The sequence below is a fragment of the Microbacterium sp. XT11 genome (assembly GCF_001513675.1).
Taxonomy (GTDB): Bacteria; Actinomycetota; Actinomycetes; order Actinomycetales; family Microbacteriaceae; genus Microbacterium.
In genome coordinates this window covers 2,120,152-2,135,447 of sequence record NZ_CP013859.1, presented here as the reverse complement: position 1 = coordinate 2,135,447, position 15,296 = coordinate 2,120,152, and the positions used below count along the sequence as shown (strand labels likewise).

Annotated in this window: 12 protein-coding genes; 4 read left to right on the top strand and 8 right to left on the bottom strand. The window is 69.1% G+C overall.

Going from position 1 to position 15,296, the window contains the following annotated elements:
* Nucleotides 1-22: 22 nt before the first annotated feature.
* Nucleotides 23-1,168: a mannose-6-phosphate isomerase, class I gene (gene manA, locus AB663_RS09865; RefSeq protein ID WP_067198461.1), complete on the bottom strand. Its 1,146-nt coding sequence runs from the start codon at nucleotides 1,166-1,168 to the stop codon at nucleotides 23-25.
* Nucleotides 1,169-1,256: 88 nt separating this feature from the next.
* Between manA and AB663_RS09860 the strand changes: the two genes are divergently transcribed.
* From AB663_RS09860 to AB663_RS09845, 4 genes are all read left to right on the top strand, one after another.
* The gene (locus tag AB663_RS09860; RefSeq protein ID WP_067198458.1) at nucleotides 1,257-2,672 is read left to right on the top strand and encodes an O-antigen ligase family protein; all 1,416 of its coding nucleotides are present in this window, start codon (nucleotides 1,257-1,259) and stop codon (nucleotides 2,670-2,672) included.
* Nucleotides 2,669-3,967 (top strand): O-antigen ligase family protein, encoded by a 1,299-nt coding sequence (locus AB663_RS09855; RefSeq protein WP_232304520.1) that lies wholly within the window; start codon nucleotides 2,669-2,671, stop codon nucleotides 3,965-3,967. Before AB663_RS09860 ends, AB663_RS09855 begins: the two co-directional genes overlap by 4 nt.
* 97 nt (nucleotides 3,968-4,064) lie before the next feature.
* The gene (locus AB663_RS09850) at nucleotides 4,065-5,021 is read left to right on the top strand and encodes a glycosyltransferase family 2 protein (protein ID WP_067198456.1); all 957 of its coding nucleotides are present in this window, start codon (nucleotides 4,065-4,067) and stop codon (nucleotides 5,019-5,021) included.
* Nucleotides 5,018-5,635 carry a hypothetical protein gene (locus tag AB663_RS09845; protein WP_157541006.1) on the top strand — a complete coding sequence of 206 codons (618 nt, stop codon included), beginning with the start codon at nucleotides 5,018-5,020 and terminating at the stop codon, nucleotides 5,633-5,635. The genes AB663_RS09850 and AB663_RS09845 overlap by 4 nt, the downstream gene beginning before the upstream one ends.
* 33 nt (nucleotides 5,636-5,668) lie before the next feature.
* Here the strand turns inward: AB663_RS09845 and AB663_RS09840 are convergent, their stop codons facing one another.
* The 7 genes from AB663_RS09840 to AB663_RS09810 all read right to left on the bottom strand — a co-directional run bounded on the left by AB663_RS09840 (nucleotide 5,669) and on the right by AB663_RS09810 (nucleotide 15,295).
* Entirely contained in the window at nucleotides 5,669-6,850 is a 1,182-nt protein-coding gene (locus tag AB663_RS09840) for a polysaccharide pyruvyl transferase family protein (RefSeq protein WP_157541003.1), read from the bottom strand.
* A gap of 116 nt (nucleotides 6,851-6,966) precedes the next feature.
* On the bottom strand, nucleotides 6,967-7,701 hold the full coding sequence (locus AB663_RS09835) for an ABC transporter ATP-binding protein (protein WP_067198448.1): 735 nt from the start codon (nucleotides 7,699-7,701) through the stop codon (nucleotides 6,967-6,969).
* Nucleotides 7,701-8,519, bottom strand: coding sequence for an ABC transporter permease (locus AB663_RS09830; protein ID WP_067198446.1), 819 nt, complete (start codon nucleotides 8,517-8,519; stop codon nucleotides 7,701-7,703). The genes AB663_RS09835 and AB663_RS09830 overlap by 1 nt, the downstream gene beginning before the upstream one ends.
* Before the next feature lie 47 nt (nucleotides 8,520-8,566).
* Complete coding sequence (locus tag AB663_RS09825; RefSeq protein ID WP_067198443.1) at nucleotides 8,567-10,468, bottom strand: glycosyltransferase; 1,902 nt, start codon at nucleotides 10,466-10,468, stop codon at nucleotides 8,567-8,569.
* Between the two features lie 11 nt (nucleotides 10,469-10,479).
* The gene (gene glf, locus AB663_RS09820) at nucleotides 10,480-11,616 is read right to left on the bottom strand and encodes a UDP-galactopyranose mutase (RefSeq protein WP_067198440.1); all 1,137 of its coding nucleotides are present in this window, start codon (nucleotides 11,614-11,616) and stop codon (nucleotides 10,480-10,482) included.
* Nucleotides 11,617-11,747: 131 nt separating this feature from the next.
* Nucleotides 11,748-13,883 (bottom strand): acyltransferase family protein, encoded by a 2,136-nt coding sequence (locus tag AB663_RS09815; RefSeq protein WP_067198438.1) that lies wholly within the window; start codon nucleotides 13,881-13,883, stop codon nucleotides 11,748-11,750.
* Nucleotides 13,880-15,295, bottom strand: coding sequence for a sugar nucleotide-binding protein (locus tag AB663_RS09810; protein ID WP_067198436.1), 1,416 nt, complete (start codon nucleotides 15,293-15,295; stop codon nucleotides 13,880-13,882). The genes AB663_RS09815 and AB663_RS09810 overlap by 4 nt, the downstream gene beginning before the upstream one ends.
* Nucleotide 15,296 lies beyond the last annotated feature (1 nt).

Sequence of the window (15,296 nt, the reverse complement as noted above, 5' to 3'; positions counted from 1 at the left end):
TCGCACCCGGCGGACATGCGAATCACGAGCGAGGCGTCGACGAGCCGCCGGGGGCGGCGACGAAGGCCTCACCCACACCCGTGAGCGTGAGAGCCCCCTCGTCGGCTGTCGCGAAGGCGGCCGTGCCGACGCGCACTTCACGCGTCTCGGCGTCCGCACCCGAGACAGACACATGGCCGCCGGTGGCGAGCACCATGGTGGGCCCCGCGAGCGCCACATGCACAGGTTCGCCGTCGAGCGTGACGCGCCGCAGCGAGAAGTCGGGCACCTCGACGGGGTACTCGGTCACGGCGCCGTCCGACGACGGCCGGAGCACCGGCACCTCCCCCGGCGTCGTGTCGAGGATCGACAGCAGCTCCGGCACGTCGATGCGCTTGGGCGTCAGTCCGCCTCGGAGCACGTTGTCGCTCGCCGCCATGATCTCGACGCCGAGCCCCGAGACATACGCGTGCAGCAGGCCCGCACGCAGGAACACGCCCTCGCCGCGCCGCAGCACGAGGTGGTTCATGAGGAGCGCCACCACGACACCGGGGTCGCCGGGGTACGTGTCGGCGATGCCCCCCACGGCACGGAGGGTATCGCCCCATTCACCCTGCTCGCCGGGCGCCGCGTCGCGGACGGCCGCGATCACGTCGTCGACCTCGGCCTGCGCGTCTCCTGACAGCACCCACGCGATGGTGTCGCGCAGCACGTCGCCTGTCGCCTCGAGGCGGGTGCGGAGCGCTGCCACGCCCTCCGAGCCGCCGAGCCGTGCGAGCAACTCGAGCGTGCGCGGCACGGGGCGAAGACCGCTCAGCGACTCGAAGCGCTCGCTCAGCGCCACGATCAGCTCCGGCTTGTGGTTGTCGTCACGGTAGTTCCGCTGCGGATCGTCGAGCGGGAGGTGCGCCTCGCGCGCCCACCCGTCACGGGCCTGTTCGATGGTGGGGTGCACCTGGATCGACAGCGGCGACGCCGCGGCGAGCAGCTTCAACAGGTACGGCAGCGTGCCGCCCGTCACCGCATCCAGGGTTCCGTCTCCCGCCACGTCGGCGGGGTCGCCCGGGTGGTCGCCGAACCACACCTCGGCCTCGGGGCCATCGGCCGGCGCGCGACCTTCGAGTTCGGCGAGAAGAGTGGTGGAGCCCCAGGCGTAGTCGCGGGGGGCGTTCGACAGGCTCAGCAGCATGCTCCCAGCGTATGGGTACGGATGCCGCGCGCGGGAACTCGTGTCGCGCACCGCAGCCCGTCGGGCGCGGAGAGGTAGCCTGAACCCGATGGCGCAGTACACCAAGCACCCCGTAGCACCCCTGCCCGCCCCGCCCGAACGCGAGTCGACGGGGCATCTGCTGCTGCGCGGGTACGCCATCCTCGCTCTCTTCACGACGTTCGCGCACTCGGCGGTGTTCAACCTGCTCGGCGAGATCGGCGCCGCCATCGTGCTCGGAGTGTTCATCCTCGCGACCGTCGTCATCGGCGTGCCGATGATCTCCCGCTCCCGACCCCACGCGTTCGCCTGGCGACGCCTCCCCTGGTCTGCCATGGCGTACGCGGTCTTCGCGCTGCTGTCCATCGCCTGGTCTCAGTGGCGCGTGCCCACCCTGCTCACCTGGGTGCTCCTCGCCGGCATCGCCGCCACCGCGCTGCTGATCGCGCACACCCTCACGTGGCGCGAGATCGTGCGCGCACTGGCCTCGGCATTCAAATGGGTGCTCGGTCTCTCCCTGGCACTGGAGCTGTGGGTCGCCATCGTGCTGCGCGGGCCGCTCCTGCCGAACTTCGTCACGGTGCCGGATGGACCGCTCGACCCCCAGTGGTACTGGGTCAGGGACAACCTGTTCGACGGAGGGCGGCTGCAGGGCATCGTCGGCAACGCGAACCTCCTGGGGCTGCTGAGCCTCTTCGCCCTCATCACGTTCGGCGTGCTCTTCGCCGCGAGGGCGCGCTGGCGCACGACACTCGCCCTCTGGATGCTGCTCGCCGCGTACTTCCTCGTGCGCGCCGCCTCCGCCACCGCGTATGCATGCGCGGCGGCGGCCGCGGTCGTGCTCGTCGTCGCGCTCCTCATGCGGCGTGCCAGCACCCCCGGAGCGCGAACCCGCCTGTACGGCCTCTTCCTCGGCGGCGGCGCGCTGGTCGTCCTGGCGGCCTGGCTGCTGCGAGAGCCGATCCTGGCGCTGCTCGGGCGCGACGCAGACCTCACAGGGCGATCCGACAAGATCTGGACGAAGGTGCTCGAAAGAGCCGCGGAGCATCCGATCGTCGGCAACGGCTTCTCCAGCCCGTGGGTACCCACCGACCCCGCCTTCGCCGGATGGATAGAAGACCACGGCATAACCGTGTTCCACGCGCACAACATGTGGCTCGATGTGCTCATGCAGCTGGGCGCCGTCGGAGTCGTCCTCATGGGCGTCGCCTACCTGAGCCTGCTGTGGCGCTCGTGGTTCTTCGCCGTGGACCGCCCTCGATGGTACCTCGCATCCGATCGTCCCTATTCGCCTCTCACCCTCCTGCCCAGCCTGTTCACGGTGGTGCTGCTCGTGCAGGGTCTCAGTGAGTCGACGCCGATCATGCTGTGGGGATGGATGCTCCTCGTGCTGCTCTCCTTCAAGATCAAGGCCGTGCCGCTCGTGGGCGTCGGCGAGCGGGAGCGCGTCATCGAGCACGGCGAGAGAGCGCGGCGGCTGCCGTGACGTCGCAGCTCCGGCTGGGGCGGCTGCTCGGCTCAGCCGAGATGGCCCGCGCCTTCACGGTCGCAGTGCTCGTGGCGGTGTTCGGCTCGTTCGCCATCGAGCGGATGTCGTCTCCGGTGACCCTCGCGACCGTGGTGGCGGTGCTCTGCGTCCTCGGCGCGGGAATCCTCTGGGTGCGGCGAGAGGAGCTGTCACCGCTGCGCATCGCTCCGTCTTCCCTCATCGCCTTCCTGGGGTGGGCGATCGTCAGCCTCGCGTGGTCGACCGACAAGTCCGACACCATCGCCGGCTGGCTGGCCCTGCTCGGCTTCGCGTTCCTCGCCATCACCGTCGGGCACATCCGCGACACGCTCCAGACGGTCCGCGCCCTCGGGGATGCGCTGCGCGTGCTGCTCGGAGTGTCGCTCGGCATGGAGATCCTCTCCGGCATCCTGTTCGACCTGCCGTTCACCTTCCTCGGAATCCAGGGCAACCTCGCCATCGGCGGCCCGGTGCAGGGCATCTTCGGCAGCCGGAACATGCTGGGGTTCGTCGTCGTCATCGCGCTCATCACCTTCGTGATCGAGTGGCGCTCCCAGTCGCTGTCAGCGCAGGTCGCGATACCCTCCATCGCACTGGGCGTGCTCCTCGCGTTCCTCTCGGCCTCCCCCACCGTGCTGGTCCTCGCCGTGGCCGTGGGGGTCGTAGCCGTGGCGCTGACGATCGTGCGGCACACGCCGTCCGATCGGCGCAGCATCGTGCAGTGGGTCCTCGGAGTCCTCGTGGCGCTCGCGCTCACCGCCGCCTTCGCCCTGCGGCATCCGATCATCGCGCTGCTCGACGCAGGGTCGGACTTCTCGATCCGCGCATCGCTGTGGAACACGATCCTCGACTTCTCGGCGCTGCGGCCCATCCAGGGCTGGGGCTGGTTCGGACCCTGGGCTCGCGGGGAGTTCCCGTTCACGTACATCAACTTCCAGCTCGACGACCACCACCAGAGCGCCCTCAACGCGTACTTCGACGTGCTGCTGCAGCTGGGCTGGGCGGGGCTCGTGCTGTTCCTCCTCCTGGGCGGTGTCGCCACGGTCCGCTCATGGCTGGTCGCGAGCGCTCGCCGTTCGGTCGTGTACGCCTGGACTCCACTGATGCTCGTGACGCTCGCGGTCGACTCGATGTTCGAGAGCTTCACGCTCGTCGGGGCCGGGTGGTTCATGCTCGTGCTGTGCGCCCTTCGCGCCGGCCAGTCGCGCTCGTGGCGCGAGAGCATCGACGCCGCGAACACCGGCGTCATCCCGACGCTGCGCGCCGAGGGGTGAGCGCCCGCCGCGCCCTCGGGGGATTCCGGACGGCTCCGGGTAGGCTGGTGTACGCTCGCGGCGCCCTGCGGGCCCCCAGCCTCCGGAGATCCCACTCGTGACACACGTCCCCTTCGACCCCGCGTCAGCGACGATCGTGATCGTGACGTACAACCGCTCGCACCTGCTGACCGGTCTGCTTGAGAGCATCACCGCGATGGACCCGAAACCGGGCCGCGTCGTGATCATCGACAACGCATCGTCGGACGACACCACCGAGGTGGTGGAGTCGTTCCGGTCACGGATCGGCACCGAGGTCGTCTACCGGCGTCTCGAGACGAACACGGGAGGCTCCGGCGGGTTCAGCGAAGGCATGCGCACGGCATACGAGTCAGGGGCGGAGTGGATCTGGCTCATGGACGACGACGTCGAGGTCCTGCCGGACGGTCTCGCCAAGATGGGCAAGTGGGCACCGCGCTTCAAGAGCATCCAGGGGCGCCGGTACGACTACGACGGCAGCGAGTTCTACTGGCAGTACCGCATCGCCGAGCGCATGGGCATCCCCATCCCCTTCGCACCCTCGGGTTTCGACGAGTCCGGCTTCAAGGAGATGAACAGCGGATGCTTCGAGGGCATGTTCATCCACCGGTCGATCGTCCAGCAGATCGGTCTGCCCGATCCCCGCTTCTTCATCTACTGGGATGACCAGATGTACGGCTGGCTGGCGTCGCGGAAGACCACGGCGGTGATCGTCGACGAGTTCGTGCTGCGACGAACGCGTGAGATCAAGCAGTGGGACATGGGCATCCGCCACATGAACGCGTCGAGCAACGCGTACCGGTTCTACATCATGCGGAACCGGGCGTACATCAAGCAGTACTACCGCGTGCACGGCACGTACAACCCGGTGCTCTTCGGTCTCGGCACCGCGATGACGTTCTGCAAGGAGCTCATCCGCCTCGTGTTCGTCGAGCGCACGGTCCGCGGCACGAGCAACCTCTTCCGCGGGCTCCGGGAGGGCGGACGACTCGGCCGTGACCGCACCTGGCAGCCCATGGCACCCCTGGAGGCATGATGACCGACGAACAGCAGCCCGAACTCCGCTGGGCTCCGTTGCCGCCGCGGCGCACGCAGCGCGGGCGGGTGTGGCTCATCGTCGGCCTCGTCGTGGCGACACTGCTCATCGCCGGCGCGCTGCTGTTCTTCCTGCTCCCGCGCGGTGGCGCACCGGACCCTGACCCGACGGAGACTCCGACTCCCTCGGCCACGCCGAGCCCGACCGCGACCGCCTCGCCCACGCCCTCGGAGTCGGCTGCTCCTCCTGCGTCGCCGGAGCCGACGGTCACGCCCGTCACGACGCCGCCGCCGGTCGAGGACCCGAGCATCGGCGCGTTCCGCGACCAGGTACGAGGATGGCTCGACGACGGCAGCACAGGTCTGGACATCGTGTCGGAATCGAGCGGGCAGGATGCCGTGTCGGTGCTCGACACGATGCGCGACGACGCGCAGCGGCTGGCAGACTCCACTCCCCCGTCGTCGATAGCCGGTGCGTGGTCGGACGGAGTCGTGGTGTACGCCGATGCCCTCTCCGCTCTCCGCTCGGCGGTCGCGGGGGGTTCCGACTCGGCCGATGAACTGGCGGACGCCCGGTCGGCGCTGGCTTCGCTGCGCGACCTGGTCCGCCTCTGACGCAGCCTCCTCGGGCGAGCGCCCGCGTCGTCGTCAGCGCGGCGCGCGGTACAACCGCGAGGCAAGACGGCTCTTGTGCCGCCCGAGCCTGCGCGCGACGGCCGGGAACCGAGCGTCCGCCGACGGCTCCGCACCGCCGGCCTCCGGTGCGAACCCCTGAGCCGTCCACCCCGTTCCCAGCGCGGTGAGCGAGCCGTGCTTGACGTCGTAGTATCCGGGCTTCGCGTTCAGGAAGGCGCCCTTGGCGCCGGCCGCCGCAGCCAGCAGGTGGAAGTGGAAGCGCGAGGTGAGCCACTCCTGCCCTGGTTTGGCCGGGAATCCCTCGTCCCACATGCGGATGAAGGGGAAGAAGGGCGAGCGGTCGTCGACGTGCTCGGCTGCGAACTTGAGATCGTCCGGCGGGATCGCTTCGGCGAACCCGACCGATGACGCGTCGTCTGCGCGCGCGACGAAGCCGCGCACCAGCGCGGCGAGCTCGGGGTCGTGCGCCGAGTCGAACATGTCGCCCTGCACGAGGATCATCGAATCCGGGATGCTGTCTTCGGCTGCGTAGACGGGCCGTCCGTTGGCGAACGCGAGGAACGCGTCGTCGACTCCCTGAGTGATGCCGAAGGCCTCGGCGCTCTCGGCGTCGCGCGACTCCACGAAGTCGAACTCGCGCAATCGTGGCATCAGCCAGTCGCGCACCTCGCCCTCGGCGGGCATGAGCCCCTGACCCGTCGCGAAGATGCGCACGCCGAACTCGGTGCGCAGCGTCGTCATCGCGGCGATCACCCCGAGGTTCTCCGGCCACAGCGAGTTGATGTAACCCCCGCCGAGGAGGTGGATCGACTCCATGCGGCGTAGCTCTCGCAGTCCCAGATCGAACCGCGGCGAACCGAATTCGCGAAGGAGCCGCTGCACGCGCTCGACGGCTTCGTCGATGTCGGCAGGGCCCGTGTGAGCGAGATGCCACAGCGTGTTCGTGGTCTTGAGCCGAGGATGCGTGTCGCGGAAGAGGTGTGCCGCGCGGCCCGGCTCGATGGTGTCGAGCCAGACCTCGCGTTCGGGTTGATGCTCGGCCAGCCAGTCCAGCCATGCCCGCGTGATGAACTCGTCGCCGAAGTTCGGCTGACCGCACGCCGACACCAGGTATGCAGGGCCACGGGCGCGGCTGGATCGCGCGCGCACGGCGTGACGGAGCCGTCGCGCAAGGCGCAGAGGAGCAGACGTCATGGGGCAGAACCGCCTCGGGTCGGGCACTTCACGGCGCGACTCGGGTGACGCGCCGTTGCTCGATCCACACTACCGGCTTGCGCAGGGGATCTCATCCCGCGGCGGCCGTAGCGGCGTCAGGCCAGGTGGTCGCCGTTGTAACGGTCGAGGACGTCGCCGATCGGTCCGTCGAACACGAGCCCACCCTTGTCGAGGTAGAGCCCTCGCGTGCAGAAGCGCCGCAGATCCTTCTCGTGGTGGCTGACGAAGAACAGAGTCCGGCCCTCGGCGAGCAGGTCGTCGATGCGCTGGTAGCACTTCTCCCTGAACGCCTTGTCGCCGACGGCGAGCACCTCGTCGACGAGCAGGATCGGCTCGTCCAGCTGAGACACCACCGAGAATGCGAGACGCACCTTCATGCCGTTGGAGAGATGCTTGTACGGCGTCTCCTCGAAGCCTGCCAGCTCCGCGAAGGCGATGATGTCGTCGTAGCGGCGGGAGACCTCGTCCCGAGACATCCCGTGCAGCCCCGCCGTGAGTCGCACGTTCTCCCGCACGCTCAGGTCGCCGACGAAACCGCCGGTGATCTCGATGAGCGGTGCCACACCGCCGTTGACGGTGACGGATCCCTCGTCGGGCAGCAGCACGCCGGCGACGAGCCGGAGCAGCGTCGACTTGCCCTGGCCGTTGCGGCCGACGACGCCGATCGACTCGCCGTGCTCGACCGAGAACGACACGTCGCGCAGCGCCCAGAACTCCCCGGGGCGGGATCGACGCGACGCGCCGGCGAAGAGGTCCTTGAAGTTGCGCCTGCCCCTCCTGTTCCTTCGGAAGTGCACGCCCAGCCCCTCGGCGACGATCGCTGCCGCCATCACAGCTCCTTCAGTACGGGACGTTCGAGCGTCCGGAACACCCAGACGCCGAGGCCGAAGATGGCCACGGTCATCACCGCGCTCACAGTGAGCGCGAAAGGGTTCCATTGCTCGGGGAAGAACGGCATCCGGTAGAGCATGAAGATGCCGGCGAGCGGATTGAAGGCGCCGAGGGTCTGGGCGAAACCAGGCAGGTCCGTGACGTTGTAGATGATCGGCGTCGCGTAGAACAGGGCGCGCAGGATCAGTGCGGTCGTGCGCTCGAGATCGACGTACATGACGCACAGGGGTGCCACGAGCAGGCCGAGTCCGACGAGCAGGATCGTCTGCATGAGCACCGCGACGGGCATCCACAGCGCGCCCCACCCGATGTGCACGGTCTGGGCTGGGTCCTTCTCGACGATGACGTTCACCACGATGAAGATCGCGAGCACGGGGAGCGAGAAGAGGTACTCCACCCCCTTGCTGAGCACGATCCGGTTCACCCAGATGGTCCGCGGGATCGCGGTCGATCGCACGAGCCGCGCGTCCTTCTTGAACGCACGCGTGAAGTCACCGACGGCGGCGTTGAACCACACCCATGGGAGCAGGGCGCTGATGAGGAAGATGATGTACGGCTCCTCGCCCACGTCGCGATGGAAGACCTGCGTGAACACGAACCAGTAGATCGCACTCATCACCAGAGGATCGAGGACCGACCACAGGTACCCGAGGAAGCTCGTCGAATAGCGGACCTTCAAGTCGCGAGCCGACAGGAGCCACAGTGAATGCAGGTATCGCCGGGGCGTGCCGGGCGCCCCGACCGTGGAACCGCTCATCTTTCTCCTGCGCTGATCAGACCGCGCGCCGCGAGGGCGGAGTGCGTTCAGTTCTGCACACTATCGAATGTCCTCCGCCACTGCTCGGCGGAGGTGATCGCCGGCGCGCCCTCGGCGTACTGCGCGGCGAGCTGCTTCCAGCGCAGCGCCAGCCGCAGGTTCAGGCGGATGCTCCGCCACAGGAACCTGTGCATCGTGGCTCGGTCGCGCTGATACCACGCCACGCCCAGCCCATCGGGAGAGGTGACGAGAGCGGAGTCGATGTCGGCGAAGCGCCACCACGTGATGTCGGGCGCGGGGATGATGCGCTCGGGGTTGCGCCGGCTGCCGGCCGACTGCTTCACGACCAGCTGGCGCGCCGCGACGCGCGCAGCGAGGAACAGCGCGGCGACCGGGTTGGTCGGCTTGCTCACACCGCCGAGGATGGCCACCGAAGACCGCCTCACGGGGGGCAGGGCCGAGAGATCCTCCACGACCTTCGAGTCGACGTACTTCGTGCGCAGCTCGCGGATCTCGGCCTGCTTGCCGGGCAAGAGCTCCGGCAGCACCGACGGGCCGCGGAAGACGTCTCGTAGGGCCTCGTGGCGCAGGCGCACTGCCGAGTACTGCAGCATGAAGAGCAGCTTGATGTCGCCGAGGAACGAGTGCAGCGGAAGGTACCCGCCATTGCGCACGGCGGAGTGCAGCAGACCGGTGATGACGCGGTTGCGGTGGATGAAGTACTCCTCCCACGTGCGTGTCGGGTCCTTGTCGTGCCAGGCCATGTGCCACACGGCGACCCCGGGCAGACACACCGTGGGATAGCCGTGAGCGCGCGCGCGGAGCGAGAACTCGATGTCGTCGAACTTGAGGAAAACCGGGAGCGACAGCCCGATCTCCCGCAGGACCGCGGTCGGGATGAGGCACATCCACCAGCCGTTGAAGTCTGCGCCGAGGTAGCGGTGCAGCTCCGGCGTCGCGCGCAGCGTCTCCTCCGCGAAGTCGTGGTCGTACTCGCTCGCGCCGGACGGGCGCATCCACGACTTGCGCTGATCCCACACCTCGCCCTGGGTGTAGAGCACCGAGCGGTCGTCGAGGTGCAGCATCCCGCCCCCGACGATCGTCGGGGTGACGGCGAAGTCGGCGAAGCGCACGGCACGCACGATCGCCTCGGGCTCGGAGATCGCGTCGTCGTCGAGCAGGAGCACGTAGTCGCTCTCCTCCGACGCGAGCGCCTCGAGCATCGCGCGAGAGAACCCGCCGGAACCGCCGAGGTTCGGCTGGCGCACGATCTCGAGCGTGTCGCCCAGTGCCGCGGCAGCCTCGTCGAAGCCCGGCTGCTCCGAGACGAGGTCTGTGCCCTGGTCGACGACGATCACACGATCGAGCACCTCGTGCACGTGCTCGTTCTGGCCGACGGCGATGATCTGGTTGAGGCAATACGACGGGCGGTTGAACGTCGTGATGCCGACCGTGGTCTTGCCCGGTGTCCACCCCTCGGGAACAGCCACCTGCCATTCCGCCGATACGAGCGTCGCGTCGGCGCCACCGGCCGCGATGTCGAACCAGTACGAGCCGCCGTCGATGAACGACGTGATGGGGAGGTCGAACGTCACGGTCTCGTCCGAGAACGACTTCGACGCGAGGGCCGACGCGCGTCCGCGCGCGCTCGACTTGTATACGGAGATCAGCCCTCGGCCCTCGACGGTGGCTACGAGACGCACCGAGCGGACCTTGGTCCAGTGCTGCCAGTAGCTCGCCGGGAAGGCGTTGAAGTACGTGCTCAGCGAGACGCGACGGTGGGCGTACACGCGGATGCTGCGGCGTCCGACGATCTCGTACGCCTCGCCGGGCTGCGAGCCGTCACCCGATCCCGTGTCGACGTACAGGGCGGAGACCTCCGCCACGCCCTCGACGGGGAAGACGGTGTGGTTGACGGGGATGTATGCGGTGTTGGCGGTGTCAGTCATTGCGCTTCCCCTCAGGCGAGGTGGTTGTTCCACATCGACAGGGCGGACCCGATGGCCATGTGCATGTCGAGGTACTGGTACGTACCGAGTCGGCCGCCGAAGTGCACGTCCTTCTCGCCCTTCGCGAGCTCGCGGTACGCCAGCAGACCCGCACGGTCAGCAGGCGTGTTGACCGGATAGTACGGTTCGTCGTCACGCGTCGCGAAGCGGGAGAACTCGCGCATGATGACCGTCTTGTCCTTGGGATAGCGGTCCTCGCGCTCGGGGTGGAAGTGACGGAACTCGTGAATGCGCGTGTACGGGACGTCGGCGTCGGCGTAGTTCATCACCGAGGTGCCCTGGAAGTCGCCGGTCGGGAGCACCTCCTCCTCGAAGTCCAGCGTGCGCCACGACAGCGCGCCCTCCGCGTAGTCGAAGTAGCGGTCGACCGGTCCCGTATACACCACGGGGAGCTGCCCCACGGTGTCCTTCTTGTTCAGCGGCTGCGCCTCGTCGAAATAGTCGACGCCGAGCTTCACCTCGATGTTGGGGTGGTCGGCCATCCGCTCGATCCAGGCCGTGTATCCGTCGGTCGGGAGGCCCTCCCACGTGTCGTTGAAGTAGCGGTTGTCGTACGTGTAGCGCACGGGGAGACGGCTGATGATCTCCGCCGGGAGGTCCTTCGGGTCGGTCTGCCACTGCTTGGCCGTGTAGTCGCGGATGAACGCTTCGTAGAGCGGTCGGCCGATCAGCCCGATCGCCCGTTCCTCGAGGTTCTTCGCGGTCTTGGGGTCGAACTCGCCTGCGAGCTCGTGCACGAGCGCGCGCGCCTCGTCGGGCGAGTACGCCGCGTTGAAGAACTGGTTGATCGTGCCGAGGTTGATCGGCAGGGGGAAGACGATGCCCTTGTGCGTGGTGTAGACGCGGTGCACGTAGTTCGTGAACGTCGTGAAGCGGTTCACGTACTCCCACACGGTCGCGTTGGAGGTGTGGAACAGGTGCGCCCCGTAGCGGTGGACCTCGATGCCGGTCTCCGGCTCGTCTTCGCTGTACGCGTTCCCGCCGATGTGATTCCGGCGATCGATGACGGTGACCTTCCGCCCGGCTTCGGCAGCGCGTTCAGCGATGGTGAGGCCGAAGAAACCCGACCCGACGACGAGGAGATCCATGTATGCAACTTTCCTGATGCTGAGCGACCTGAGATTCCGTTCGCGCCCGTGACGGGCACACGCTTGCACATTTTAGCTGGCGGCGGTTGGGATCACGCTGAGCGACCGCGGCCCGGTCGCTCCGGTTACGGTCACCGCGTTCCGCCGGAGTCGGCCATGAGCGCAGGAGGGAGGGCCTCTTTGAGGCGGCCGCTCAGGGTCTCGGCATATGCCCGGCTGAGATGGTCGGCGTCGTAGAAGACCGGTTCGCCGCCCACCGCGGCGAAGCACACGGCCTCGTCGCAGAGCGACGACGTGAGATCGACCGGCCACACGCCCTCTGCACGCGCGGCAGACGCCTGAGCGACGGGGTCGGGCGGCATCGCGACGGCGCGCGGCACCGCGCATGACGCGGGGGTACGGTGGCTGAGCAGGAGGCAGTCCGGATCGCGGACGTCTCCGTTGAGCGGCGTGTCGGCGATCGGCACCACGTTGATCCCGGCGGCGGTCCAGCGTCCCCACGTCCGCTGCAGCCCCTCGACGAACTGGACGTCGTGCGGGCGCCCGGTGCCGTCGTCGACGAGCTGCTGGCGCGCGGCCATCGAGGTGATCACCGCGTCAGGCCGCTCGGCGATCAGCTCGTCCGACAGCGCCTCGGCCCATGACCGGCACCTCTCGTAGTCCACGGGCCCCCACGGCGCGTCGAAGCCCACGAACGCGACGTCGGCCGGTGGGCATCCCGGGAACGAGCTGATGGTCAGGCGCCAGCCCTCCTCCCGAGCGATCGGGAAGACGGCGGCCTGCCACTGCTCTGCGTGGGAATCGCCGACGAGCCAGACCCTCGGAGCGTCGGCGGAACGGGAGAAGTCGCATTCCCTCGTCGTGCGCTTGTCGTCGATCACGAGCCGCCCGTCGAGATCGGCGCATTCCGGCGCGAGCGCAAAGTAGACATCGCTCGCGGTGACGACCGCGTCTCCCACCGGCGCTGACGGATCGCACCGGGAGGTGTCGAGCAGCGCCGCTGCCCCTGCGCACTCCCCCGTGAGGGGGCGAGGGTCTTCCGCCGCGTCGGTCCGCGCCGAGGCTGCGCCTCCGAGCGCGGCGGCGATCGTCGCCACGACGGCCATCATCGCCGCCGCGCCGATGAACGCCCGCGGCGCGCGCTTCCACCATGAGGCGCGCTGGGCAGGGACCTCCACCCCGCGACGGATGAGCCAGGCGAGCGCAAGTGCGACCACGAGGATGCCGAGGCGCGAATGCCATGCCAGCGGCGCGCCGAGCAGGAACGGGGTGAGGACGATCAGCGGCCAGTGCACGAGGTACAGGGAATACGAGACGTCTCCGAGCCACTGAACCGGGCGTGCGTCGGTCAGCCGCGAGACGAGCGGAAGCAGAGCACCGCGCCCGGCCCCCGCCGCGATCACCGCGGCGGTCGACACGACGGGGAGCAGCGCCGCGACGCCGGGGTACGGTGTCTCGGCGCCGTAGAGCAATGCGCCGGCCGCGATCCCGGCGAAGCCGGCCGCGGCGAGTCCGGATGCCGCGGCGGGGGGCATGCGCCCGAAGACGGCTGCCGGCAGGATCGCGATCATGGCGCCGACGGCGAACTGCCAGACGCGCGTGAACGTGACGAAGTAAGACTGGGACGGTGCATAGGCCGTGAAGACGACGCTCGCCGCGAGCGACAGGAGGGCGATCGCCGCAACCGCCGTGAGGATCACGCGAGTGCGGGCACGCCTTCCGCGCACGGCGCGCAGCGCGAGCAGGGCAGCCCCCAGGAGCAGAAGAGGCCAGAGGAGGTAGAACTGCTCCTCCACGGAGAGCGACCAGTAGTGCTGCACCGCGCTGGCCGCGGCGTTGTGCGCCGAGTAGTTCACCGAGAGCCCGGCGAGCGCCCAGTTCTCGACGTAGAAGGCGCTCGCGACCGCCTGGAGCGCGTTGTCCGCCCACCGCGTGTACGGGAGCAGTGCCCAGACGCCGCCCAGTGTGAGCGCGAGCACGAGCAGGGCCGCCGGGAGCAGCCGGCGGATGCGGCGAGCGTAGAACGCGCCGAGTGCGACGCGCCCCGTGCGCTCGAGCTCCGCGAGCAGATGCCCCGTGATGAGGAACCCGGAGATGACGAAGAAGACGTCGACGCCGACGTAGCCGCCCGGCACACGCCCCGGCCACAGGTGGTTCAGCACGACGAGCCCGATGGCGACGGCGCGCAGCGCCTGGACGTCCGTGCGGAACCGCGAGGTCCGCTGCGCGGCCCGTGCGCGTGCGACCGCCGCAGCGGGCGCGCTCACGAGCTCAGGTACTCCCGAAGCTGCTCACCCGCGTCACGCGGAGTGAACCCGGTCGACTCGAGCTTCGCGAGGTCGAGGACGCTGTTGTGCGGACGCGCTGCCACCGGGCCCGCGGCGTCGGCGAAGTAGTCCGCGGTGCTGATCCCCGTCACCCTGGCGGCGTCGGCGCCGGTGAGCGCGAAGACGTCCTTGGCGATGTCCGCCCACGTGCGGACCTCTCCCCCGCCCGACACGTTGTACGTGCCGTACGGAGCCCGGACGGCCAGCAGGTGCGCGACGGCCCTGGCGATCTCGGACGCGAAGGTGAGGCGCCCGCGCTGGTCGTCGACCACCCGGGGATCGACGCCGCGCTCGGCGAGGGAGGCCATCGTGCGGACGAAGTTCTTGCCGTCGCCGATCACCCACGATGTGCGGAGGATGTAATGGCGGGGCGCCGTCGCGACGGCGACATCCCCTGCCGCCTTCGTCTGGCCGTACACGCCCAGGGGGCAGAACGCGTCGTCCTCGCGGTACGCGCGGTCGGCGGTGCCGTCGAAGACGTAGTCGCTCGAGACGTGGACGAGGGTCAGACCGTACTCGGATGCGATGCGTGCGAGGAGTGCGGGGCCCGTCGCGTTCGCCGCCCAGGCCTCGCGGCGTCCGTCCGCGGTCTCCGCGGTGTCCACCGCCGTGTACGCGCCGGCGTTGATGATGACGTCGTAGTCCCGCCAGCGCCGCGCAGACGCCACACCGGGGTCGGCGAGGTCGAACTCGGCGCGCGTCGTCCACTCGATGTGCGGCAGATCACCCAGTTCGGCGCGCAGCGCGCGCCCCAGCTGCCCGCCGGACCCGACGACGAGCGTCTTGCGCGGAGCGATCGGCGAGACGTCCGCCAGCCGTGGGTGCGCCCTGTCCTTGTCGGAGATCTCAGCCTGCGACAGCGGGATCGGCCAGGCGATCGCCACGGTCTCGTCGGCGAGGTTGAGGAACGAGTACGACGCGTCGGGAGACCAGTGGTCGTTCACCAGGTAGGTGTACGCCGTGTCCGGCTCGAGCGTCTGATAGGAGTTCCCGACGCCGCGCGGGACGAAGATGGCCATCGAGGGGTCGAGCTCGGTCGTGAACACCGCGCCGAACGTCGGCCCCTCGCGCAGATCGACCCATGCCCCGAAGATGCGGCCGGTGGCGACGGAGACCCACTTGTCCCACGGCTCCGCGTGGATGCCCCGCGTGGTGCCGACGGCGTCGTTGAACGAGATGTTGTTCTGCACGGGGCCGAAGTCGGGAAGGCCGACCGCGGTCATCTTCTCGCGCTGCCAGTTCTCCTTGAACCATCCGCGGGAGTCGCCGTGCACGGGCAGGTGGAAGACCACCAGCCCGGGGATGCTCGTCTCGACCCGCGTCAGCCCCTTGCCGAACTCGATCTCGCTCACC